Origin of the sequence: Collinsella sp. CLA-JM-H32B (assembly GCF_040098065.1) — a bacterium.
Taxonomy (GTDB): Bacteria; Actinomycetota; Coriobacteriia; order Coriobacteriales; family Coriobacteriaceae; genus Collinsella.
Window position 1 is genome coordinate 48,618 of record NZ_JBBNNA010000008.1, and the last position, 24,501, is coordinate 73,118.

Below are 24,501 nucleotides of genomic sequence, written 5' to 3' on the forward strand. Positions count from 1 at the left end.
CCATGGCGCTTTCTGAATACAGCAAGCGGCTGCTGGGCGCCTATGCCGAGCAGCCGTTCCTTATGGCTCCCATGGCGGGCGTAACCGACCCCGCCTATCGCATCATGTGTCGCCGCCGCGGCGCCAACTTTGCCTACAGCGAGATGGTGAGCGTTGCAGGCCTTGCCTATGCCAGCAACAAGACGTGGCGCCTGGTGCTGCCGGCCGACGAGGAGCAGCAGATTTGCGTGCAGCTCTTTGGTTCCAAGCCCGATCAGTTTGCGAGTGCCGTCGCTGCCGTCGAGGAACGCGTGGGCGATCGTCTGTCATTGATTGATATCAACATGGCCTGTCCGGCTCGCAAGGTCGTTACCAAGGGCGAGGGCTCGGCGCTTATGCGCACGCCCGATCTGGCCGAGAAGATTGTCGAGGCAGCGGTGGGCGCGGCGCATGTTCCCGTGACCGTGAAGATCCGCAAGGGTTTTTATGCCGAGGATCGCAATGCCGCAACGTTTGCCCAGATGCTCGAAGGGGCGGGCGCCTCTGCAGTTGCTGTGCACGGTCGTTGTGCCACGCAGCTCTATACGGGCCAGGCCGATTGGGCTGTCGTCGATGAGGTTGCCGAAGCCGTCGAGATTCCCGTGATTGGTTCGGGCGATGTGTTCTCGGCCGAGGACGCTGCTGAGCATCTGAGCGGTTCGGGTGCCAGCGCGGTGTTTATTGCGCGCGGTATCTACGGCAATCCCTGGGTGTTCGGCGATGCGCGCGCCCTTGCACTCGATGGCACGCCGGTTCCTTCTCGCTCCTCGGTCGAGCGCCTGGAGGCCCTGCGTGAGCATCTGACGCTGACGCACGAGCTTCTGCCGCTTATGTCGCGCGCCCGTACGTATGCAAGCTGGTACTTAAAGGGTATGCCCCATGCCGCCGCCTGGCGCGTTCGGGTGGTGCGCTGCTCCACGTATGAGGAGTTTATGGCGCTGGTCGATGATATCGAGCGCGACGTGGTGGCCTGCGAGGCCGCGCTTGCCGCCGGTGAGTCGGTGCCCGCTCATCCGCTGGAGGCCTAACGGTGGCCGTTACCGCGCTGTATGTGCACGTGCCGTTTTGCGCTCAAAAATGCCGCTATTGCGACTTTGACTCCCGCAGCGTGGCGCCGTGCGACCTGGACGCTGCGTTCGATGCCTATTTTGAGCACCTGTATGCGCGGCTCGATGCCTTTGGCAACGCTGGGGCGCTCAGGCAGATCCGCACTGTCTACGTAGGCGGCGGCACGCCGTCGCTGGCAGGGGAGCGCCTGGTGAAACTTGCCCGCCGTATCTCCATGTGGTGCAAGCCCATTGAGTTTACCTGCGAGGCCAATCCCGAGTCGCTGACCTCCGAGCTTGCCGCTGCGCTTGCCGAGGTTGGTGTCACACGCATCTCTCTGGGCGTGCAGACCCTCGACAATACCGAGTTGGCTGTCATTGGCCGCATCCATAATGCCGAACGGGCGCTTGAGGCTATCGCGACGGTGAAGGATGTTGGGCTCGATGTGTCGTGCGACCTTATGTGCGGGCTTCCCGGACAGACTATGGCGAGCTGGCAGCACACGCTCGATGGCGTGTTTGCGGCGGCCCCGTACCATGTGTCGGTCTATCCGCTCACGCTCGAGGAGGGCACGCCGCTTTACCGCATGGCATGCCGTGACGAGTCGCTCGAGCCCGACGACGATTTCCAAGCCGCATGCATGGACGTTGCGCGCGAACGGCTGAGTTCGGCGGGCTACCATCCGTATGAGGTGGCGAGCTACGCGCTCGATGGGCATGAATGCGCTCATAATATCGCCTACTGGACTGGTCAGGGCTATTTGGGTTTGGGTCGTTCTGCCGCCGGTATGCTCGATGCCGAGGATTTCGATCGCCTGGCCGGGCTGTTTCCTGACGTTCCCGCTCGCGGCGATGCGCACCGCGTGCGTCTGGTGCAACGTGATGATGGCGCGACGACGTTTGGGGTCGAGTACCTGACGCATCGCGAGGCGGCAGCCGAGGATCTGATGCTCGCTTGTCGCATGACGCGCGGCGTCGCGTCCAATCTGTTGGTTCACGCGGCTCGTGTCATCCCTGCCGATGAACTGACAGCGGCCTGTGACCGCGCTCTTGAGCTTGGGCTTGCCACTTGGGTGCCCGAGCACGGTGATACCCATGCGGGGCCTATCGACTCCGTCGATGTCATCGCTGGCCGCACCTGTGCCCGCCTGGCGCCGACCCACCTGGGTTGGCTCGATGGAAATGTGCTGTTCGAGCTGTTTTGGGGTCTAGCTTAGGCCGCTCGGGTAGAATTACCGCAATATATACGCTGCTGTGAGCAGGAGGTTGCCGCGCATGGCGACGATGAACGAAAAAGATTACTACGAGATTCTCGGTGTCTCCAAGGACGCCACCTCGCGTGATATTCAAAAGGCCTTCCAGCAAAAGGCCCGCAAGCTCCATCCGGACGTCAATAAAGAGCCGGGTGCCGAGGAAAAGTTCAAAGAGGTTTCCGAGGCCTACGCCGTGCTTTCGGACGAGCAGAAGCGTGCGCGCTACGACGCCATGCGCTCGGGCAATCCCTTTGCCGGCGCTCCCACGGCTTCGCCCTATGGCGGCGGTTACGCCGGCAGCGCGGGCTACGGCAATCCCTTTGAGGGCGGCTTTCCCTTTGGTGGCGCCTGGGGTCAGCCGCGTCGCGGGCAGGCTGCCTATAATCCCGAGAACGGCGCCAACGTGGTCGTCGATATTAAGCTCGACGCCAAGGAGGCCAAGGGCGGTGCCCGCAAGACCGTCCGCTATACGCGCTTCGATACCTGTGGTCACTGCGGCGGTTCGGGCTCTGTTTCGTCCGAGCATGCACATTCCTGTCCGAGCTGCGGCGGTCGCGGCCACATCGATGTCGACCTGTCCTTTCTGTTTGGTGCCGGCACGTTCCAGTCTGTCTGCCCTGAGTGCGGTGGCTCCGGTAAGGTCGTCGCCGACCCCTGTCCCGATTGCGGCGGCAGCGGGCGAACCCGTGTGACCTCCGAGCAGACGATTGAGTTTCCCGCCGGCACGCACGATGGCGACGAGGTCCGTATTGGCGGCATGGGTCACGCCGGCACCAACGGCGCCTCTGGCGGTGATCTGGTCGGTCGGGCCCATGTTGAGGCCGAGCGCCTGGAAGGCAAGGCCCGTACCGGTTTTTACCTGATGGGCATCGTGGCGCCGTTTTTGGTGCTATCGGCCATCTCGGGCGTGTTCTCGGCCTTTGCCGTGATGTGCTTTATTCCGTTTGCCATGGGCCTGTTCATGGTGCTCTCGGACGGCGTGCTGCACCGCAGCCTGCTGTGGTGGAAGCGCGGCGCGATGCAGTTTGCCAACGGTTTTGCCAACGGTTTTATGTTTGCGCTCGTGTCGGTTTGGTTTGCGAGCTGCTCGCAACGTGCCATGCTTTCGCCCTACGCAATGCAATAACATCAAACCCTCTGTTTGCGGCCGGCCCAGCTTGGGTATAGGACGCACTGTGACAATAATGAAAGTCGGAAGGATTCGGTCGTGTCGGAAAATAGGGATTACTACGAGGTGCTTGGCGTCGACAAGGATGCCGACGCGCGGACGATTAAGCGCGCGTTTCTAAAGAAGGCCCGTACCGTACACCCGGACGTTTCGGACGACCCCGAGGCCGAGGCTAAGTTCAAAGAGCTCAACGAGGCATATTCCGTTCTTTCCGATGAGCAGAAGCGTGCTAACTACGACCGTTACGGCACTGCCGACGGCCCCGGTGGCTCCGGCTACGTCGATATCAACGATATCTTTGGCGGCATGGGCATGGACGACTTGTTCTCGTCGTTCTTTGGCGGCGGTGCCGGCGGTGGCGCCCGAAATCGCCGTGAGCGTCGTCGCGGCCGCGATATGGCCATCTCCCTTTCGGTGACCCTTGAGGAGGCGGCACTCGGCTGCAAAAAGACCATCAGCTATGACCGCCTTGCCCCCTGTGAGGATTGCAACGGCTCCGGTAGAGCCGAGGGTGCACAGGAAAAGCAGTGCAGCCGCTGCCACGGCACGGGCTATGTCACGACGGTCCAGCGCTCGTTCCTGGGCCAGGTTCAGTCCTCTTCGCCTTGCCCTGACTGCCACGGCGAGGGCACGGTTATCGACCATCCCTGCGAGACCTGCGACGGTCAGGGCCGCACGCCTTCGCATGAAAAGATCGACATCGATATTCCCGCCGGCGTTTCGACCGGTCGCCAGCTGCGTGTGAGCGGCTTTGGCGAGGCAGGCCTTCGCGGCGAGCCCTCGGGCGACCTGATCGTCAACGTGCGCGTTGCCGACCATGAGCGCTTTAAGCGCAACGGTGATGACCTGTACCTGGTGAGCGATATCTCGATTGCGCAGGCTGCGCTCGGCTGCGAGATTGAGGTCGAGGGCATTATGCCCGACGAAGTCGTCAAGGTGACGGTCCCCGCCGGTACGCAGTACGGCGACACCGTCAGCGTCAACAATTTCGGCATGCCGCGCATCGGCGGTGGCGGCTCACGCGGTCGACTGATCGTGCAGCTGCGCGTGGTCGTCCCCACCAATCTCTCCAACAAGCAGCGCGAGCTGCTTCGCGCTTTTGCCGACGAGATGGGCGATGACGTCGCTTCCGGTAAGAAGTCGGTAACTGATCGCATCAAGAGCGCTCTCGACGACATCCTCGATTAAGGAGCCCGCGTGCTCGCACCTCATATCTCTGTCGTCAACCTCGGCTGCCGCGTCAACCGGGTTGAGTCCGACCGTATCACTGCCGATCTTATGCGCCTGGGGTTTGCGATGGTGGAGCCTCAGGATGCTGAGCTGATTGTCATTAACACCTGTGCCGTTACGGGCGAGGCCGAGGCCAAGACCCGTAAGGCCGCTCGCCATGCGCTGGGCTATCCAAACGAGCCCTATGTGGTCGTGACCGGATGCGTGGTCAATCTGCACCCCGAGGAGCTGCTGGAGCTTTCGGACCGCGTGATCGCCGAGCCGTCCAAGATTGATGTTGCCGAACGCGTCTGCGAGGTGTTGGGCGTTGAGTCCGATAATGTTCCCGCCTGCAGCGACGGCGAGGTGGTCGATGCACTCGGTCGCTCGCGTCTGGGCGTGAAGATCCAGGACGGCTGCAACCATCGTTGCACCTATTGTATTGTGTGGAAGGCCCGCGGCCCCGAGCGCTCTGTGCCGGTCGAGTCCGTGCTCGAGCAGGTTCGCGAGGCCCAGGAGGCCGGCGTGCCCGAGGTGGTGCTGACAGGTGTGAACCTGGGCGCCTACGATGGCAAGAGCGCGACTGATGAACACGTCGAGATCGATGAGCTGCTCGAGGCGATTATGGAGCGCACGTCTATTCCGCATGTGCGCATTTCCTCGGTCGAGCCCATGGATATCTCCGAGTCCCTGCTTAAGGTCATGGCGCGCTATCCGCAGCGCATCGCCCCGTTTTTACACCTGCCCGTGCAGTCCGGCTGCACACGGACGCTGCATCGCATGGGCCGTCCCTATAGCGCCGAGGCCTTCGAGGAGACGGTGTGCATGATTCGCACCAACTTGCCTCAGGCGTCCCTTTCGTGCGATGTCATCGTCGGTTTTCCCGGCGAGACGGACGAGGAGTTTGAGGAGTCGCTGGCGCTGTGCCGCCGCGTGGGCTTTTCGCGTATGCACGTGTTCCGTTACAGCAAACGTCCTGGTACTCTTGCTGCCGATATGCCCGACCAGGTGCCGCCCGAGGTCATGGCCGAGCGTAGCCGTCGTATGCGAGCCGCTGCGCAGGAGCTCGCCATTGCCGACGCTCGCCGTCGCGTGGGCACCGTTGAGCGTGCCGTGCTCGAGTATGGCGACAACCTGACGCTTGGTTCGTTCCATCATGCCCGTCTAGACGATACCCGTGGACTCACAGCCCCGTGCCTGCTCGATGTTGCTATCATCGGAGTCGATGATTCCGGCTTGGTCCATGCACGCAGGGAGGTTCATGGAAGCCTCGAAGATTAGACTTACCGTTCCCGAGGGTATTGACCCCTCGCGCGTTTTGGGTGCCGGCGACGGCGTCCTTCGTGCGCTGGAGAGCTCAGTTCGCGCCCACGTGGTCGCCCGTGGCGACAGCATCGCCGTGAGCGGTGACCCGGACGAGGTCGAACTGGTCGCGCGTTTTTTCGAACATGCCTTTCGTGAGGCTGCTTCCGGGCGCACGCTTTCTGCCGACGATGTCTCTCGCTGCCTGGCCGTCTTGCGCGACGGTGAGCACGAGGCTACGTCGCTTCGCGATGACGTGCTGCTTTCGTATCGCGGTCGCGTCATTCGCCCCAAGACGCTCGGTCAAAAGCGCTATGTGGATGCCATCCGCTCAAATACCATCACGTTTGGCCTGGGTCCTGCCGGTACCGGTAAGACCTATCTGGCCATGGCGCTCGCTGTTGCCGCACTCAAGCGTCACGAGGTGGGCCGTCTGATCTTGACGCGTCCGGTTGTCGAGGCGGGGGAGAACCTGGGCTTTTTGCCCGGCACCCTCGAGGAAAAGATCGATCCGTACATGCGCCCGCTCTACGACGCCCTTTTTGACATGATGGATCGCGAGCGCACCGATGAGCTCATGGAGCGCGGCGTGATCGAGATCGCCCCGCTTGCCTACATGCGCGGCCGCACGCTGAGCGACGCCTTCGTGGTGCTCGACGAGGCCCAAAATACCACGCCCGAGCAGATGAAGATGTTTCTGACGCGCCTGGGCTTTAACTCCAAGTTTGTGATTACCGGCGACCTGAGCCAGCGTGACCTGGTGGGCCGTCGTGGTGGCTTGGCGGATGTCGAGAAGATTTTGGGCCGTGTCGACGATGTCGCATTTTCTCACCTCGAGCGTGCCGACGTGGTGCGCCATGCCCTGGTGGGACGTATCGTCGAGGCATATGATGCTTATGATGACGTGCGCGAGCAGCGCCCGCGCGACCGAAAGGAGTCCCGTTGAGTGTATTGATCAGCAACGATGCCGAGCTCGATACGCTGCTCGACGCGCAGGAGGTAGAACACATCTGCGAGGTCGTGCTTGCCGCCGAAGGCGTTGAGCGTGAAGTCGAGATTTCCCTTTCGTATGTCGATGAGGACGAGATGCACGAGCTCAACCACGAGTGGCGCGGTATCGACCGCACCACCGATGTCCTCTCGTTTGAATGCGACTCGGCCTTTGACGAGGATATTCCCGCCGACGAGACGCTTGAGCTTGGCGATATCATCCTGGCCCCGCAAGTCATTGCCCGTCAGGCCCCCGGCTTTGGCAATGCCCCTGCCGACGAGTGCCGCCTGATGCTCGTGCATGGCATGCTGCACCTGCTGGGGTATGACCATATCGAGGACGACGAGGCCGAGGTCATGGAGGCCCGCGAGGACGCCATCCTGCGCGATCTGGCGCTCGAGCGCGGCGAGGACCCCAAGCTGGTCCACGTCGGCCCCATCACCAACCACGCCCACGACTAGGAGCCGTCTATGATTCCCGGATCGAACAAGGACCATCCGTCCTTCTTAAAGTCGTTCTCCTACGCCATGGAGGGCTTCGTCACCGCCGTCAAGACCGAGCGCAATATTAAGGTCATGCTCGTTGCGGGCGTGTGCACCGTCATTGCCGGCTGCATCGTGGGGCTCGACATTGCCGAGTGGGCCACGATTATCATCTGTTGTGGCCTGGTGATTCACGGCGAGCTATGCAACACCGCCATGGAGGCGATTGTCGATCTGGCGACCCAGGAGCTCCATCCGCTGGCAAAGCGCGCGAAGGATATCGCCGCCGCCTCCGTATACGTTCTTTCCATCACCGCCGCGATTGTGGGCTTGCTGGTATTTGCCCACGCGCTCGGCTTTATCTAGAAAGGGATTTTCATGTCCGACACTATGCAGCCTATCGATGAAATTTTGGACGACGAGGTCCTGGATGCGGCGGATGCCGAAGCGGCCGAAGCATACGAGGAAGTCGAGGAATTCGATCCGTTTGAGGGCATGAGCGACGAGGAGCTCGACGCCCTGTGCGACGAGGACGATAGCCTCGCGGGCTTTGGTGACGTTGAACCCGGTTTTCGCAGCGGCTTCGTAGCCCTGGTTGGCCGCCCCAACGCCGGTAAGTCCACGCTGCTCAACGCCTGCTACGGCAAAAAGGTCGCCATCACCTCGTCGGTGGCCCAGACGACCCGCCGCCGCATGCGCGCCGTCGTCAACCGTCCCGGCTACCAGCTGGTCTTTGTCGATACCCCGGGTATCCACAAGCCCAAGGACGGCCTGGGGTCCGAGCTCAACAAGAGTGCGCTGTTCGAGCTGAACGATGTCGATGTCGTCGCGTTTTTGATTGATGCCACCAAGCCGATCGGCAGGGGAGACGCCTGGGTTGCCGAGCGCGTCAAGAACGCTCGTTCCAAGAAGGTCCTGGTGCTTACCAAGGCCGATGAGGCCGACCCCGCACAGGTCATGGAACAGCTTAAGGCCGCCCATGAGCTCATGGAATATGACGACGAGATCGTGACGTCGTCGGTCAAGAACTTCAACGTCGATGCCTTCATCGAGACCGTTGCGCACTTTTTGCCCGAGGGTCCGCGTTGGTTCCCCGAGGACATGGGTACTGACGCTTCCGACGAGACACTCGTTGCCGAGTTTGTGCGCGAGAAGGTCTTGCGTCGCACCCGTGATGAGATTCCGCACTCCGTTGGCGTGATCTGCGATGCGCTCGAGCAGACCAAGAAGGTGCTGCGCGTCCACGCCACCATTTACGTTGAGCGCGAGGGCCAAAAGGGTATCATCATCGGCAAGGGCGGCGAGATGATCAAGCATATCGGTATCGACGCCCGTCGCGATCTTGAGCGCATCTTTGGCACGCAGGTCTTTTTGGAGCTGGACGTGAAGGTCAAGGCCGGCTGGCGTGACGACGAGGCCCAGATTCGCCGCTTTGGGTATAACGCCGAGGACTAAGGACGCACGGCGCGCATGGCAGGCTCCCGGACATATCGCACGAAGGTGCTCGTTCTCGACAAAACCAAGCTCAAAGAGACGGACCTGATCCTGACGATGCTTGACGAGCGGGGTCGGCAGGTGCGTGCCGTGGCTAAGGGCGCACGTAAGCCTGGCGGTCGCCTTGCGGCCCGCTGCGAGCTCTTCTGCACCGTTGATATGCTATTGGCGCATGGCCGCTCGCTCGACGTTGTTTCTCAGGCGGAGCTTATTGAGGCGCCGCTCGGTGCTGCTCCTGACTACGAGACGACCTGTGCCGCCAGCGCGATTGCCGAGGTTGCGCGTGTGTGCTCGTTCGAGGATGCCGAGGATCCATTTACCTTTGCCATTACGCAGCGGGCGCTCACGCTTGTCGGTAGCGGGCTCGGTTCGGCACACATGGACCTGCTCGTGGCGGCCTTTGTCTTTAAACTGCTGTCGCACGTTGGTTACCGACCCGATTTCTCGGCTTGTGTCTCGTGCGGCGATCCCATGCTCTCGCATTTTTCGGCCCAAGCCGGCGGGCTTCTGTGCGGGTCGTGCGCGTCGAGCGTTCCGGGTGCCGAGCTGGTGTCGACCGGCGAGGTCGCATGGCTGCGCGCCCTCATGTCCATGACCTTCGATGCACTCATGGCCGAGAGGATCGACCCCCATACCGCAGCCTTTTTGCTGGGGCTTTCGCATGTTTGGGCTGCGACGCACACCGATCAGCGCCTCCGTGCGATGGAATTCATGTTGGGTCGGTGATGATGCGCAGGGGCGGGCTGCTTGTGGTAACATACCGACCTGTTGGTACCTCGACCTTGGTTGCTCGCTCCACCGGCGGCTTCCCAGTCCGAGGCGAATCGAGTCGCCCGCGGGCGACGTAAAACGAAAGGTGAAACAATGACTGTTTCCAAAGAGCGCAAGGCGGAGCTGACTGCCCAGTTCGGTAACACCCCGGTCGACACCGGTAACCCCAAGGTTCAGGTCGCAATCCTGTCCGAGCGCATCAAGGAGCTGACCGAGCACATGAAGTCCCACCAGAAGGACTTCCACACCCGTCGTGGCCTGCTCATGCTCGTCGGCCGTCGTCGTCGTCTTCTCTCCTACATCAAGAAGAACGACATCGTCGAGTACCGTGAGCTCATCAAGGCTCTGGGCATCCGCGACAACATCCAGTAAGGATTTGTACATGCTAAGAGCGTCCTGCGCAGCGGGGCGCTCTTTTTGTGTAAGGGCGTGAACAATCACGCTCTGAAGCGTGGCGGGGGCAGGGGGCCCGCGTCACATGAGAAGCCCGCAGGCAAGGGGCCTGTGGGGTAAGGAGAACAATGACACTCGTATCCAAGACCTTTGAGCTGTACGGCAAGACCTACACCTTTGAGTCGGGCGAGCTTGCCAAGCAGGCCACCGGCGCCTGCCTGGTCAAGCAGGGCGACACCACGATGCTCGACACCGTGGTCGTCTCCAAGGAGCGCAAGAACTACGACTTCTTCCCGCTGACCGTCGACTTCAACGAGAAGATGTACGCCGCCGGCCGCATCCCGGGTGGTTACCTCAAGCGTGAGGGCCGTCCCAGCGAGAAGGCCACGCTCACCGCGCGCATGATCGACCGTCCGATTCGCCCGAGCTTCCCGGACGGCTTCCGCAACGAGGTGCACATCGTCGCCACCTCGCTCGTCGCCGATCAGGTCAACCCCTTCGACGTCATCAACGTCATGGGTGCTTCCCTGGCTATGACGCTCGGTGGCGTGCCCTTCGAGGGTCCGCTTGCCTGCGTGCGCATCGGCCGCAACGTGGAGACTGGCGAGTTTATCGTCAACCCCACCTACGAGGAGCGCGAGAACTCCAATCTGGACCTGGAGCTGGGCGGCTCTGCCGACTTCATCTCGATGGTCGAGGCCGGCGCCGAGGAGATCTCCGAGGACGACATGCTCGCCGCCATGAAGTTTGGCCAGGAGGCCCTTGCTGCTTTCTGCCAGGCCCAGGACGAGTTTGTCGCCGAGTGGGAGCAGGTCAACGGCCCCATCGTCAAGAAGGAGTACCCGCTCGACCAGCCCGTCGAGGAGGTCCAGGAGCGCATCTTCGCCCACTACGACGAGATGGCGGCCGCCCTTCGTGATGCCGACAAGCTCTCTCGTATCGGTAAGGTTGAGGCTCTGAAGGAGTCCATCCGCGCCGAGTTTACCGAGGAGGAGCAGGCCGCTTGGGAGCGCGAGATCCCCGTGGCGCTCAAGAAGCTCGAGAAGAAGGCCATGCGCACCATGGTCGTCGAGACTGGTGAGCGCGTCGACGGCCGTGCCGCCGATGAGATCCGTCCCATCATGGTGAAGGACAACTACCTGCCGCTCGTTCACGGCTCCGGCCTGTTCCAGCGCGGCCAGACCCAGGTGCTTTCCGTCCTGTCGCTCGGCATGCTCAACGAGGGCCAGCGTCTGGATACCATCGAGCCCACCGAGGGCAAGCGCTATATGCACCACTACAACTTCCCGCCGTTCTGCACCGGCGAGACCGGCCGCATGGGCAGCCCCAAGCGTCGCGAGATCGGTCACGGCAACCTTGCCGAGCGCGCTCTGCTCCCGGTGCTCCCCGACGAGAACGAGTTCCCCTACGCCATCCGCGTCGTCTCCGAGGTCATGGAGTCCAACGGCTCCTCTTCGATGGCTTCGACCTGCGGCTCCACGCTCGCCCTTATGGACGGCGGCGTGCCCATTAAGCGCCCGGTCTCCGGTATCGCCATGGGTCTGATCCAGGAGGAGGGAAAGACCGTGGTCCTGTCCGATATCCAGGGTCTCGAGGACTTCTTGGGCGACATGGACTTTAAGGTCACCGGCACCACCGAGGGCATCACCGCCCTGCAGATGGATAACAAGGCCACCGGCCTAACCTTCGACATCCTGGCCCGCGCCCTGCAGCAGGCCAAGGAGGGTCGCGCCTTCATCCTGCAGAAGATGCTCGATGTGATTCCCGAGCCGCGCCACACCACACGCAGCACCGCTCCGCGCATCGTCTCCATCCAGGTTCCTACCGATAAGATTCGCGACGTCATTGGCTCCGGCGGCAAGGTCATCCGCGGTATCCAGGACGAGACCGGCGCTTCGGTCGACATCCAGGAGGACGGCACCGTCTTTGTCGGCGGCACCGGCGAGTCCGTCGACCAGGCCGTCGAGCGCATCAAGCTCATCATCAAGGTTCCCGAGCCGGGCGAGGAGTACACCGGTCGCGTGGTCTCCATCCAGCCTTTCGGCGCCTTCGTCAACCTGCTGCCTGGTAAGGACGGCCTGCTGCACATCTCCCGCGTCGCCAAGGGTCGCGTGGAGAAGGTCGAGGACGTCCTCAACGTGGGCGACGAGGTCAAGGTCGTCGTCATCGAGGTCGACGATCGCGGCAAGATTTCGCTCGATCGTCTCGACAAGCCTGAGGCCCCGGCTCGCTCCGAGGGTGCCTCCGAGGGTGACGGCGAGCACTTCCAGCGTCGTGAGCGTCCGCGTCGCGAGCGCTCCGAGCGCAGCGACCGTCCGCGCCGTCCTGGCGACAACGGAGGCCGCAAGCCCCGCCGTCACCACGACGCCGAGTAACAGCCGCACATAAGCAGCACCGCAAGGGCGACTCCGGACAGGGGTCGCCCTTTTGCTTGTGCCCGGGAGGGCCGCATATGAAGTTTCCTGCTCTACAGTCCTGCGCAAGACGGAAAGCACATTAAGTGCTTTCCTTTGCGTGCGGAACTCGCGATAAACTTCATATGCGGCCCTCCCGGGCACAAGCAAAAGGGCTGGTTAGTTCCACTCGTTCTTTAGTTGGACAGTCTATTCAGTAGTCAGATTCCGGATCTGTAGATAGATTCAGCAGTATTTCCCCAGATAAAACCGACCAAAATAAACCTGTCCCTTATTGGCAGGTTCCCCGCGAGGGCGGGCACGGATGAAGTTTATCGCGAGTTCCGCACGAACAGGAGGCCACTAAATGTGGCCTCCGTCGTGAGCAGGACTGTAGAGCAGGAAACTTCATCCGTGCCCGCCCTCGCGGGGAACCGGCGGGATAGACCGGTTCAGATGGGGCTTTGATGCATGGGTGGTCTGTTGTTGTGCAAATGGGTATCATACTGTGGTTATTGCATCGACTCTGCGATGCATTGTTGTACGTTCCCGACGGTCGGTTTGCCAGAAGCGCCCCGCCGGTTGTTCCAGACCCGTTTCGAAGAAAGGAAACAACACTCACCTATGGCAGCTAAAAAATCATCTCCCTTGAAGATCATCCCGCTCGGCGGCCTTGATGGCATCGGCAAGAACATGACGGTCTTCGAGTGCGGCGACGACATGGTGCTCGTCGACGCTGGCCTCATGTTTCCCGACGACTCGCAGCCCGGTATCGACCTGGTGCTCCCGGATTACACCTACGTTCTGGAGAACGAGGAGAAGCTCCGCGGCATCATCGTCACTCACGGCCACGAGGACCACACCGGTTCGCTTCCGTATCTGCTGCAGGACCTCAACAGCAAGGTGCCCATCTTCTCGAGCAAGCTGACGCTCGGGTTTATCGAGGGCAAGCTCTCCGAGTTCCGCATTCGTGCACCCAAGTTCCGTGAGGTCAAGGGTGGCAGCCACGTCAATCTGGGTGGCATCTCGCTCGACTTCTTCTCGATGACGCACTCCATCCCGGGCGCTCTGGGCGTGTTCATCCGCACCAACCAGGGTACCGTTATGCACACCGGCGACTTTAAGCTCGACCAGACGCCCATCGACGGCGTCACGCCCGACTATGCCGCTATCAGCCGCTTTGCCAAGCAGGGCATCGACCTGCTGCTGTCCGACTCCACCAACGCCACGGTCCCCGGCTTTACCAAGTCCGAGGCCGAGGTTGGCCCTAATCTGCTGCATGCCATTAAGAATGCTCCGGGCCGCGTGTTCGTCGCGTCGTTCTCGAGCCACATCCATCGTTTGCAGCAGATTTGCGACGCCGCCCGCAAGTGCGGCCGTAAGGTCGTCGTGACCGGACGTTCCATGCTCACCAACACCCGCGTGGCGCGCGAGCTGGGCTATCTCAACATCGATGATGCCGATATCCTCGATGCTTTCGATATTGATAACCTGCCCGACGATAAGATCGTCGTCATGTGCACCGGTTCGCAGGGCGAGCCTCTGTCGGCCCTTTCGCGTATGGCCAACGGCGAACACAAGACGCTCTCCATCCACGAGGGCGATACCGTCATCCTCTCGGCAACGCCGGTCCCCGGTAACGAGAAGGCCGTTCAGCAGGTCGTCAACAGCCTCGCCAAGCTTGGCTGCGACGTGTGGGATAAGAACCGCGCCCTCGTTCACGTCTCGGGTCACGGCAGCCAGGAGGAACTCAAGCTCCTGATGGCCATGGCCAAGCCTACGTACTTTATGCCGGTCCACGGTGAGGCCGTGCATCTGCGCGCCCATGCCCAGCTGGCCCGCAAGATGGGCATCAAGGACGATCATATCTTTATCCTCGATAACGGCGACACGCTCGAGATGCGTGGCGGTATCGTCAAGCGCGGTACGCCCGTCGAGTCTGGCGTCGTCTACGTCGACGGACTGCGCATCGGCGATACCGACCCTATCGTTCTGCGCGATCGTCAGAAGCTTGCCAACGACGGTATGGTTACCGCTGTTGCCATCGTTTCACTCAAGCACAAGAAGATCGAAGCCATCGAGTTTTCGGGCCGCGGTGTCTCCTTTGCCATCGACGACCAGTTCTCCGAGGACGCGTCGGCGTCCATCATGAAGACGATCGAGAAGGGCAAGTTCAGCTTTACGAGCAGCGGTTCCGATGCCATTCGCAAGGCCGTGCGCGACTCGCTCTCTAACTTTATCTGGAGCCGTACGCGCACTCGTCCGATGATTATCCCGGTCGTCATGGAGGTTTAGTTTGGCGCGCGGATCTGCACAAAACGCCAAAGGCAATAAAGCCAACAACCAACCGGCATCTGATAAGGGTGCCGGTTCCCATCTTCGTGCCAATAAGGGCCACGAGGCCGACTTCGACGATTTTGAGCCCCTGGTCGAGCCTTCGGCCAACCGCGATATCGCCGGCGTGGTCATTGCCGTTTTGGCGATTGCGTCCTTCATTGCCGTGATTTCGCCGGCGACCGCACCCGTTACGGCTGCGGTTGCCGGTTTCTACCACTTGGGCTTTGGTCTGGGCGCCTACGTGCTGCCGATCGTCATTTTGCTGTTTGCCGCCACGCTCTTTTTAGGCGAGGACTCGCCGCTCAACGTGCGTTCTGTTGCGGGCGGCGCCGTGGTCTTTATCGCCGTCGTCTCCATTCTGTCGCTGATGGTGCCAGGTACGAGCGGCTCGTGCGACCTTATGTTCACACCACAAAACCTGTCCGCCTCGGGTGGCTACATCGGTGCGTTTATTGCGAGCGCGCTGCAGAATGCCCTGGGTAAGCCTATCGCGATGGTGGTCCTGTTGGGTCTGGCCGTCGTTGGCTTTGTCATCATCGGCTTTTCGGTGGGCGGCGTTTTGCGCTCTGCCCGTGACCGTGCGGCCGATTTTGCAGAGCGCCGTCGTGCCGACGTCAACGCGAGTCCGTGGGGTGACGACGAAGCCCTGTCGGTGCCCGGCGTTGCCCGTCCGCACCTGAGCATTCTTCGTCAAAAGGGCTCCGATACGGCCGTGACTACGGTGATGGGCTACGATGCGGACCAGGTTCTGGACGATGACGATGACGACGAGGATCCGTTTGTCGACGTGTCCGACGCCGTGGGGGCCGAGCGTGCTAAGACGACGCTGCTGCCGCGCCGTCATGCCAAGAAGGGCAAGACGGCTCCCAAGCTCAATACGAGTGAGCCCGACCCGTCTTGGTCCGAGAGCGAGATTGAGCTTACCGAGGGTGATGACGAGGACGACGAGTCCCCGCTCGAGACTGCTAAAACCACCTTGCTGCCGCGTCGTCAGGCAAAGCGCGGTCAGGTGACCGGCCAGCTTTCGATGGAAGACGATCCGGCCAAGATCGACGAGTCCGAGCCGCCGTTTGCCGTGAATCCCGTCTCGGCCGCCCCTCAAATTCCTGATTTCCTCAAGCACCCAAAGGTTGCCGATACGGATGTCGCGGGCGCTGCCGAGGCGTTTACTTCGAGCGATGGGGGGGCGGACAATGCCCCCGCGGATAACGAGGGCGAAGAAGAGGACGGCCTTAAGCTCCCGCCGCTCGAAATCCTGCATGCAAATCCTCAGTCCGCTTCTTCCGCGTCTTCGGACAAGGAGCTGGAACAGACCGCCGAGTCGTTGCAGTCCACGCTGCTTGAGTTTGGCCGTAGCGCTCGCGTTGTCGGCTGGATTGCCGGTCCCACGGTGACGACCTTTAAGCTGCAACCCGGCGAGGGTGAGCGCGTGAGCAAGATTTCGAGCCTTGAAGACGATATCGCGCTGTCGCTTGCTGCTCAGTCCGTGCGTATCTTTGCGCCGATTCCCGGCACCTCGCTCGTGGGTATCGAGATTCCCAATCGTAAGCGTCAGAACGTCAACTTGGGCGACGTACTGCCCTATGTTAAGGGCGGTCCGCTTGAGCTTGCCATCGGCCGCGATGCAGAGGGCACACCGGTCGTCGCCGACCTCGCCAAGATGCCCCACCTGCTGATCGCCGGTACCACGGGTTCAGGTAAGTCGGTCATGATCAACTCCATCATCACGACCCTGCTCATGCGCGCGCTCCCCGAGGACGTTCGCTTGATCATGGTCGACCCCAAGCGCGTCGAGCTCGCAGGCTATAACGGCCTGCCGCATCTTTACGTGCCCGTAGTGACCGAGCCCAAGCAGGCCGCGAGCGCCTTGCAGTGGGCGGTGTCCGAAATGGAGCGCCGCCTGAAGGTCTTTGAGCGCCTGAACGTGCGCAAGATTTCGACCTATAACGAAAAGCAGGCCGCCGGCGAGTTTGAGCATTACGATAACCCGCCGCAAAAGATGCCCTACCTGGTCATCATCATCGACGAGCTTTCGGACCTGATGATGGTAGCCGGCAAGGATGTCGAGGCGTCGATTGTGCGTATCGCCCAGCTGGGTCGTGCCGCCGGTATCCACCTTATCGTGGCGACTCAGCGTCCGAGCTCTAATGTGGTGACGGGTCTCATCAAGGCAAACATTACCAACCGTATCGCCTTCAACGTCGCAACGGGCATCGACTCCCGCGTCATCATCGACCAGATGGGCGCCGAAAAGCTCACTGGTTTGGGTGACATGCTGTTCTCAAAGGTCGACTGGGGCAAGCCTCGCCGTATCCAGGGCTGCTTTGTTTCGGATGACGAGATCAACGAGATTGTCGAGTTCGTCAAGTCGCAAAGCGAGCCCGACTACCACGAGGAGATCCTGTCGGCTGTGGCACCTGCCTCCATGTCCATGGCAGGTGGCGGCGGCATCGTGCGCACCGGCGTTGCCGAGCCTCAGGACGACGATCCGCTTATCTGGGAAGCCGCTCATATTGTGGTGGAATCGCAGCTGGGCTCCACATCTGGCCTGCAACGCCGCCTGAAGGTTGGCTATGCGCGCGCCGGGCGTATTATGGACATGCTGGAAGAAAAGGGTGTCGTCGGACCGCCCGACGGTTCCAAGCCGCGCGAGGTCCTGCTGGATGAAGAAGGCCTTGCCGCGCTGGAATCCGTCGACGCCGAGATGGCACGTGAAGATCGTGAGTTTGGAGGATTCTGATGGCTGCACGCTTTGGTGACATGCTGCTCGAGCAGCGTCGCCGAATGGGCCTTTCCATTCAGCAGGTCGCCAACACCATCAAAATCAGGCCGCAGATCATCGAGTTTTTCGAGAATGGCAATTTTGCATCGATGCCTCCGCGCGGCTATGCGCAGGGCATGATTTCGAGTTATGCGCGCTTTTTGGGCCTCAATCCGCGGGAGGTCGTCAACGCTTATTTTGACGATCTGATGGCATATGAGCGCGAGACGTCGCAGCAGGGCGGTCGTTTTCAGGACGCCGCAGGCTGCGTCAATTCGCGCTCCTCGGTTGACAACGGCCGCTTCCTGATGGTTCAGGGCGGGCGTTCGACGCGTTATGGCCAGCGCCCTCAGCAGGCTGGTTATGTTACCGAGACGGGCTCGAGCGAGGAGATTCGTTCCCAGCGCGATCGTTTTCGTAGCACGCCGGCGCCCGAGGAGCGCGCACTCCCCGCTGCCCGCGGTGTCGCACGTGACCCTCGTGCGGGCTATGGCGATGGTGGTTATTCCGATCGCGGGTACCGTGGCGTTTCTTCCGGTCGTCCGCGCGGTGGCTATACAGATGCCGATACTACACAGGTGACGCCTCGCCTTCGATCCCAATCGCAGCCTTATAGCCAGCGCTCCTCAGTGCCTCGTTCGGGCCAGCGCAACTACCAGGGTCGCGGCGAGCTCGCCCCCCGCTCAGGCCAGCGCAATATGCAGCGCCAGGGCAGCTATCGTGGACGTTCCGACAATAACCGCGGTCGCATGCCCCAAGGCACTGGTCGCGGTGGTTCCAATCGTGGACGCGGCGGTGGGCGTGCTCCCCAGAACAACGGTCTCGATCCACGTATCGTTTACGCCGGTATTGGTGCCGTGGCGCTGCTGCTGATCGTGCTCATCGTGGTGCTCCTGCGTGGCTGCGACTCCTCGGCGCCCGAGTCGACGCCCGAGACGCCCGTTGCCACCAAGACATCGACTAAGAAGTCTTCCAAGACGACCGAATCCGTCGATGAGGATGAAGATACCGATGAGACGACGGACGAGTCCACCGATTCGGATGCCGCTAAGACGACGGCCAAGAAGGAGGAGAACGAGGTCACAAAGGTCAAGATCTCCGTTGCCAAGGGCAAGACTGCTTGGATTGAGGTCAAGGTTGATGGCAAGTCGGTCTATGGCGCCCAGGCGACCGGCCCCTTTGAGCAGGAATACACGCCCGAGTCCTCGATCGAGATCACCACGTCCAAGCCTTCCGATGTCACCGTTACCAAGAACGGCGAAAAGGTCCGCTATGACACCAAGACATCGGGCGTGGCACGCGTGACGATCACCGTTCCCAAGAAGGAGACGACCGACGCCGAGGACGGCGAGACCACTGACGGTAACGATGATGCTAACAGTGCGGATGGAACCGACGCCCAGTCCACGGACGGCACCGATACCGCCACCGACGGTCAAACGATGACCGATTCCACCGATTATTCGTACGACAGCTACTAAGCCGCTCGTAAGCGAAAGGATTAACCATGGCTAAAGATTCCAGCTTCGACGTCGTGTCCGAGGTCAATATGCAGGAGGTCGACAATGCCTTCCAGCAGACCACGCGCGAGATTTCCCAGCGCTATGACCTGAAGGACTCCGGCGCCACCATCGAGCTTTCGAAGGGCGACAAGCTCTTTTCGATCAACGCCCCGGCCGACTTTGTCTCCAAGCAGATCATCGACGTCCTGAGCTCCAAGCTCATCAAGCGCGGCATCGATCTTAAGGCCGTGTCCTGGGATGCGCCCCAGGCTGCATCGGGCGGTACCGTGCGCGTGCTCGGTCACATCGTCGAGGGTATCGACCAGACGACTGCCAAGAAGATCAATAAGGACATCAAGGATCAGAAGCTCAAGGTCAAGGTGACGATTGAGGCCGACAAACTGCGTGTTTCCTCTGCTTCCAAGGATGCGCTGCAGACCGTGATCCAGTTCCTGCGCGACCAGGACTACGGTCAGCCGCTGCAGTTCACCAACTACCGCTAATTCTTTCGAAAGGACCGCTCTCCAACATGGATACTCCGTTGGGCTCCGTGCTCTATATCACCCTCGGGTGCGCCAAGAACGAGGTCGATACCGACCGTATGCGTTCGCTGCTGACTGCCGCAGGCTACGAGGAGGCATTCGATCCACAGGATGCCGATATCGCCATCGTCAATACGTGCTCGTTCCTTGCCTCTGCAACGTCCGAGAGCATCGAGACCACGCTCGAGCTTGCCAACGAGGTGCAGGACGGCGTTCGTTCCTGCCCGATCGTCATGTGCGGCTGCGTGCCGTCACGCTACGGCGACGACCTACCCGACGAGCTGCCCGAGGTCGCGGCCTTTATGAAGGCCGACGAGGAAGACGGCATCGTGGCGGTTATCGATGACGTGCTGGGTGTTGAGCGCGAGATTGCCGCCTATATTCCGCAGGTCAAGCGCACCGTCGAGGGCGCTGTCGCCTATGTCAAGATCTCCGATGGCTGCAACCGCTTCTGTAGCTTCTGCATGATCCCGTATATCCGCGGTCGTTATCACTCGCGCAATGCCGAGAGCATTATCTCCGAGGTGCGCGACCTGGTCGCCGGTGGCGTGCGCGAGATCGTTCTGATCGGTCAGGACACGGGCATCTGGGGTACCGACTTTGCCGACGAGGACCTCGCTGAGGGCGCGCCGCGCAATCTGGCGCAGCTGCTGCAGGCCGTTGCTGAGGCGGTGCGTCCTCATAACGTGTGGGTCCGCGTACTCTACCTGCAGCCCGAGGGCATAACCGACGAGCTTATCGAAACCATTCGCGATACGCCCGAGGTGCTGCCCTATATCGATATCCCCGTGCAGCACTGCGACGCGCGCATCCTCAAGGCCATGCGCCGCTCCGGTTCGCGCCAGGAGCTCGAGGACCTGTTCCGCGACCTGCGCGAGCGCATCCCCGGTATCGTGATCCGCTCCACGGCCATGGTAGGGTTCCCGACCGAGACCGACGACGAGTTCCGCGATCTCATTGACTTTATGGACACCGTCGGCTTTGACTACACGAGCGTCTTTGCCTACTCGCAGGAGGAGGGCAGCCTGGCTGCTAAGATGGAAGGTCAGGTTGACGAAGAGGTTAAGCTCGAGCGCGCCCAGGAGGCCATGGACCTGGCCGAGTCGCTCGGTTTTGCTGCAACTGCCGCACATGTGGGCGAACGCGCCCAGGTGATCGTCGACGGTATCGAGGAGACCGAAGACGGTGCCGAGCTCATCGGACATGCCTGGTTCCAGGCGCCCGATTCCGATGGCGCGGTGCATCTGGATGCCAGCGAGGCATCTGTGGGCGATATTCTGACGGTCGAGTTTACCGATAGCTTCTGCTACGAGCTTATCGGTCATGTTGTGGAGTAGGAGAGCGTCGTGGCTAACGAGAGCAATAAGGAACTGACGAGTGTTTGGACGCCCGCCAACATCGTGACGTGCGTGCGCATCGTCTTCATTCCGGTGTTCATGATCGTGTCGGCGCTGTCTCACACAAGCGTTGCCGGTACGGATTTGAGCACCTTCGACGGCCCGCTCGCCGCTGCCGCCTTTGTTCTGTACGTCATCCTGTCGTGCACCGATAAGGTTGATGGCTACCTGGCTCGTTCGCGCAACGAGATCACCGACTTCGGTAAGTTCCTGGATCCCATCGCCGATAAGTTGCTCGTGTTCTCGGCTCTGCTTCTGTTCTTGGATTTTGGTACCGTAACCGTGTGGTCGGTGTTCATTATCTTGTTCCGCGAGCTGCTGGTGAGCGCCCTGCGCATGGTCGCGAGTGCGGCCGGTGTGGTCGTTGCCGCCGATAAGCTTGGCAAGTACAAGACGGCGACGACGATGGTTTCCATCTGCGGCTATCTGTGCGTCTTTGCGATGGCCGGTCTCCAGCTGGGGCCGGTGTCGCTGCTGCTCGGTGTCTATTCGGTGTCGCGCTTCCTGTACGTCATCGCCGTGATTTTGACCATTGTCTCGGGCGCCCAGTACTTCTGGAACTGTCGCAAGATCGTCTTTTCGGTCTAGGTCCTGGTGGGTATGACGGAGTCTTATTTGCTAATCGCCGCAAACAACGAGGAACTGGCGCGCGATATTGTCGAGCGCGCGAGTGCCCGTGGTGTGACGGTCTCGACGGCGGAGTCGCTGACGGCGGGTATGATTGCCTCGACGATTGCCGATATCCCGGGTGCCTCGGCGGTGCTTCGTGGTGGCGCGGTGACCTACTGCGATGAGATCAAACATCGCGTGCTCGGCGTTAAACAGGAAACGCTCGATCGGTTTAGCGCCGTGTCGCACCAGACGGCTCGCGAGATGGCCGCAGGCTCGCTGGAGCTTTATCAGAGCGATATAGCCGTAAGCGCAACGGGCTACGCTGGGCCCGGTGGTGGCACCGAGCAAGACCCCGCCGGTACGTTCTATATTGGGTGGGCGTATCGCGCGGCCGATGGGGGAGCGCCGGTTGTCGAGTCTGCGCGCTGTCATTACGAGGGCGATCGGTCGTGCGTTCGTGCTCATGCGGTCGCGGAGGCTTTGGAGCGCATTGTTCGCGTGCTCAATTCTATGGAATAGACATGGTTTAAGGGGCCTTAGGGCCCCTTAATTGTGGAGATAGGGACCTTTGACGGAATTGGTGTTTGCGCTGGTATAAGGCCTAAATTTATTCGTGCACCTCTATTTGTGATTGGCGTGGTCAAGCGTTTGGTCGGTGATTGGTCGGCGTTTGGTCGGGTTTTGGAATGGTCGGGTACATATGATGAATCTGAACGGTTGACCACGAACAGCCGTTCGTTTATTATCGATGCAGGTTGTTAAGAGGAGGGCTATTCATGGCCAAGAATTCAGGTCCCGTACGTACCGTTCATGCTCGCACGACGGGTAAAGAGCGCGATGAGATGATCGCCACCACCAAGGCCGAGATCGAGAAGAAATTCGGCCAGGGTTCCATCATGAGGTACGGCGACGGTGGTCCCGAGCTCGAGGTCGAGGCCATTCCCACGGGCGCTCTGGCCCTCGATGCCGCTCTGGGCATCGGCGGCGTGCCGCGCGGCCGTATTGTTGAGATTTACGGCCCCGAGTCCTCCGGTAAGACAACGCTTTCGCTCGAGATTTTGGCAGAGGCCCAGGCTATGGGCGGCGTTGTGGCGTTTATTGATGCCGAGCACGCGCTCGATCCCACGTATGCCGCGCGTATCGGCGTGGACATCGATGAGGTCCTCATTTCCCAGCCCGATACGGGCGAGCAGGCGCTCGAGATCGTCGACATGCTCGTGCGCTCTGGCGCCATCGACGCCATCGTTGTCGACTCTGTCGCCGCTTTGACTCCGCGTGCCGAGATCGAGGGCGAGATCGGTGATACTTCGGTCGGCCTTCAAGCCCGTCTGATGAGCCAGGCGCTCCGTAAGCTCGCCGGCTCGCTCGCCAAATCTAAAACGACCTGCATCTTCATTAACCAGCTGCGCGAGAAGATCGGCGTCATGTTCGGCAACCCCGAGACTACGACGGGCGGCCGCGCCCTCAAGTTCTTCTCGTCGGTGCGTATCGATATTCGCCGCATTGACAGCATTAAGCTCAAGGACGAGGTCATCGGCAATCGTGTGCGTGCCAAGGTCGTTAAGAACAAAGTGGCCGCACCGTTCCGCTCGGCTGAGTTCGACATCATGTACGGCACGGGCATCTCTAAAGAGGGCTCGATTCTGGACATGGCCGTCGAGTGCGGTATCTGCAAAAAGATGGGCTCTTGGTTTGCTTACGGTGAGGATAAGCTCGGTAATGGTCGCGAGGCCGCCAAGGCCTTCCTGCGCGAACACCCCGATTGTGCTGACGAGATCGAGCATAAGGTTCGCCTCGCCTGTGGCCTTGAATTCGATGACGATGCTCCGTCCGAGGTCGAGCTGACCGATCAGCCCGAAACTGAGGAGTTCGATGAGCTTTACGCCATCGATGGCTCCGCGATGCTCGATGATGACGACGAGTAGCGGATGCCCTCATGTCGTATATGGTGACCGAGGCCACGGTCGTCTTTCCCGATAAGAAGGCGGCCTCCTCGTTCTCGAGTGGGTATGCATCAAAAAAGCCTTGTGCACATATCGACTGTGAGCTCGAGGGCGGTTTTGAACGATCCATCTGGATTCCTGTTCGTGTTGCTCGCCTGTTTCTTAAAAATCGCCCCGATCTTCCCTGCGATTGGGATGAGTTTCGCGAAGCGGTACAGCTCATTGAGCGTAAATGCGCGCTTACCATGGTGACTGAGATGCTGTCGCGCCGCGACCATGCCACGGGTGAGGTCCGTGACAAGCTGGCTCGTTACGGATTTCGCCAACCCGCAATTGATTTTGCCGTCCAGCGTGCCACTGAGTATCGCTTTTTAGATGAGAACCGCTTTTGCTCCTACTTTATCGAGGAGCGCAAACGACGCGGCTGGGGACAGCGCAAGATTGAGACCGAGCTCAAGCGCCGCCATGTCGTACTCGATGATATCCCCGGCTATCCCGAGGATTATTTTGCCGTTGAGGACGACTTGGCTCGCGCGTCGGCTTTACTCGCGAAGCGTCGCGTTCCCGAGACACGTGGATTCGAAAAACTCGTTCGGTTTTTGATGGGTAAGGGCTTTTCGTACCACATCGCCGCCGATGCCGTTAAGGCGCGTCTCGATGCCGAACGTGAGGAATGTGCAGTTTAGACACATGTGTTTTGCGCACCTGCCGTTCACCGCCTTTTAGCCGCCGTGCTGGGTCCATTTATTTGACAGTTGTTGCGGTTCAACGTACGATAAACACTGTCATTTGCTTTGTGATATGTGCTCATCTTTGATGAGTTTGTTTATATGTTTATCTGTATCCGACCCGCATAAGCTGCGCCCATATTACTCAAATGTCGCGAG

Annotated in this window: 21 protein-coding genes; all 21 read left to right on the plus strand. The window is 60.8% G+C overall.

What is annotated here, in order from left to right:
* Nucleotides 1-2: 2 nt before the first annotated feature.
* On the plus strand, nt 3-1,046 hold the full coding sequence (gene dusB / locus AAA138_RS05990) for a tRNA dihydrouridine synthase DusB (protein WP_349089977.1): 1,044 nt from the start codon (nt 3-5) through the stop codon (nt 1,044-1,046).
* 2 nt (nt 1,047-1,048) lie between these two features.
* Nucleotides 1,049-2,281 carry a radical SAM family heme chaperone HemW gene (gene hemW, locus AAA138_RS05995; RefSeq protein WP_349089979.1) on the plus strand — a complete coding sequence of 411 codons (1,233 nt, stop codon included), beginning with the start codon at nt 1,049-1,051 and terminating at the stop codon, nt 2,279-2,281.
* A gap of 58 nt (nt 2,282-2,339) precedes the next feature.
* On the plus strand, nt 2,340-3,443 hold the full coding sequence (locus AAA138_RS06000; RefSeq protein WP_349089980.1) for a DnaJ domain-containing protein: 1,104 nt from the start codon (nt 2,340-2,342) through the stop codon (nt 3,441-3,443).
* Nucleotides 3,444-3,524: 81 nt separating this feature from the next.
* The gene (gene dnaJ / locus AAA138_RS06005; RefSeq protein ID WP_117745976.1) at nt 3,525-4,673 is read left to right on the plus strand and encodes a molecular chaperone DnaJ; all 1,149 of its coding nucleotides are present in this window, start codon (nt 3,525-3,527) and stop codon (nt 4,671-4,673) included.
* Nucleotides 4,674-4,682: 9 nt separating this feature from the next.
* The gene (locus tag AAA138_RS06010) at nt 4,683-5,975 is read left to right on the plus strand and encodes a MiaB/RimO family radical SAM methylthiotransferase (RefSeq protein ID WP_349089981.1); all 1,293 of its coding nucleotides are present in this window, start codon (nt 4,683-4,685) and stop codon (nt 5,973-5,975) included.
* On the plus strand, nt 5,956-6,942 hold the full coding sequence (locus tag AAA138_RS06015; protein ID WP_195568775.1) for a PhoH family protein: 987 nt from the start codon (nt 5,956-5,958) through the stop codon (nt 6,940-6,942). Before AAA138_RS06010 ends, AAA138_RS06015 begins: the two co-directional genes overlap by 20 nt.
* Nucleotides 6,939-7,448, plus strand: coding sequence for an rRNA maturation RNase YbeY (gene ybeY / locus AAA138_RS06020; RefSeq protein WP_161115787.1), 510 nt, complete (start codon nt 6,939-6,941; stop codon nt 7,446-7,448). The genes AAA138_RS06015 and ybeY overlap by 4 nt, the downstream gene beginning before the upstream one ends.
* Before the next feature lie 9 nt (nt 7,449-7,457).
* Nucleotides 7,458-7,835, plus strand: coding sequence for a diacylglycerol kinase family protein (locus AAA138_RS06025; RefSeq protein WP_099431794.1), 378 nt, complete (start codon nt 7,458-7,460; stop codon nt 7,833-7,835).
* 12 nt (nt 7,836-7,847) lie between these two features.
* The gene (era, locus tag AAA138_RS06030) at nt 7,848-8,924 is read left to right on the plus strand and encodes a GTPase Era (RefSeq protein WP_195568776.1); all 1,077 of its coding nucleotides are present in this window, start codon (nt 7,848-7,850) and stop codon (nt 8,922-8,924) included.
* A gap of 15 nt (nt 8,925-8,939) precedes the next feature.
* Nucleotides 8,940-9,689 (plus strand): DNA repair protein RecO, encoded by a 750-nt coding sequence (recO, locus tag AAA138_RS06035; RefSeq protein ID WP_195568777.1) that lies wholly within the window; start codon nt 8,940-8,942, stop codon nt 9,687-9,689.
* A gap of 138 nt (nt 9,690-9,827) precedes the next feature.
* Nucleotides 9,828-10,106 (plus strand): 30S ribosomal protein S15, encoded by a 279-nt coding sequence (rpsO, locus tag AAA138_RS06040; RefSeq protein ID WP_035138510.1) that lies wholly within the window; start codon nt 9,828-9,830, stop codon nt 10,104-10,106.
* A 149-nt stretch (nt 10,107-10,255) separates the two neighbouring features.
* A complete protein-coding gene (locus AAA138_RS06045; protein ID WP_349089982.1) occupies nt 10,256-12,502 on the plus strand; it encodes a polyribonucleotide nucleotidyltransferase in 2,247 nt (748 codons plus the stop codon).
* A gap of 642 nt (nt 12,503-13,144) precedes the next feature.
* Nucleotides 13,145-14,815, plus strand: a complete 1,671-nt coding sequence (locus AAA138_RS06050) for a ribonuclease J (RefSeq protein WP_349089983.1) — start codon at nt 13,145-13,147, stop codon at nt 14,813-14,815.
* A gap of 1 nt (nt 14,816) precedes the next feature.
* Nucleotides 14,817-17,597, plus strand: a complete 2,781-nt coding sequence (locus AAA138_RS06055) for a DNA translocase FtsK 4TM domain-containing protein (protein WP_349089984.1) — start codon at nt 14,817-14,819, stop codon at nt 17,595-17,597.
* Complete coding sequence (locus AAA138_RS06060) at nt 17,597-19,099, plus strand: helix-turn-helix transcriptional regulator (protein WP_349089985.1); 1,503 nt, start codon at nt 17,597-17,599, stop codon at nt 19,097-19,099. Before AAA138_RS06055 ends, AAA138_RS06060 begins: the two co-directional genes overlap by 1 nt.
* A gap of 26 nt (nt 19,100-19,125) precedes the next feature.
* A complete protein-coding gene (locus AAA138_RS06065; RefSeq protein ID WP_225093624.1) occupies nt 19,126-19,623 on the plus strand; it encodes a YajQ family cyclic di-GMP-binding protein in 498 nt (165 codons plus the stop codon).
* Nucleotides 19,624-19,649: 26 nt separating this feature from the next.
* Nucleotides 19,650-20,999 (plus strand): 30S ribosomal protein S12 methylthiotransferase RimO, encoded by a 1,350-nt coding sequence (gene rimO, locus AAA138_RS06070; protein ID WP_349089987.1) that lies wholly within the window; start codon nt 19,650-19,652, stop codon nt 20,997-20,999.
* Between the two features lie 9 nt (nt 21,000-21,008).
* Entirely contained in the window at nt 21,009-21,647 is a 639-nt protein-coding gene (gene pgsA / locus AAA138_RS06075; protein WP_225093622.1) for a CDP-diacylglycerol--glycerol-3-phosphate 3-phosphatidyltransferase, read from the plus strand.
* A 27-nt stretch (nt 21,648-21,674) separates the two neighbouring features.
* A complete protein-coding gene (locus tag AAA138_RS06080) occupies nt 21,675-22,190 on the plus strand; it encodes a CinA family protein (RefSeq protein ID WP_349089989.1) in 516 nt (171 codons plus the stop codon).
* A gap of 257 nt (nt 22,191-22,447) precedes the next feature.
* Entirely contained in the window at nt 22,448-23,596 is a 1,149-nt protein-coding gene (gene recA, locus AAA138_RS06085; protein WP_349089990.1) for a recombinase RecA, read from the plus strand.
* 11 nt (nt 23,597-23,607) lie between these two features.
* Nucleotides 23,608-24,300, plus strand: coding sequence for a regulatory protein RecX (locus AAA138_RS06090; protein WP_349089991.1), 693 nt, complete (start codon nt 23,608-23,610; stop codon nt 24,298-24,300).
* Nucleotides 24,301-24,501 lie beyond the last annotated feature (201 nt).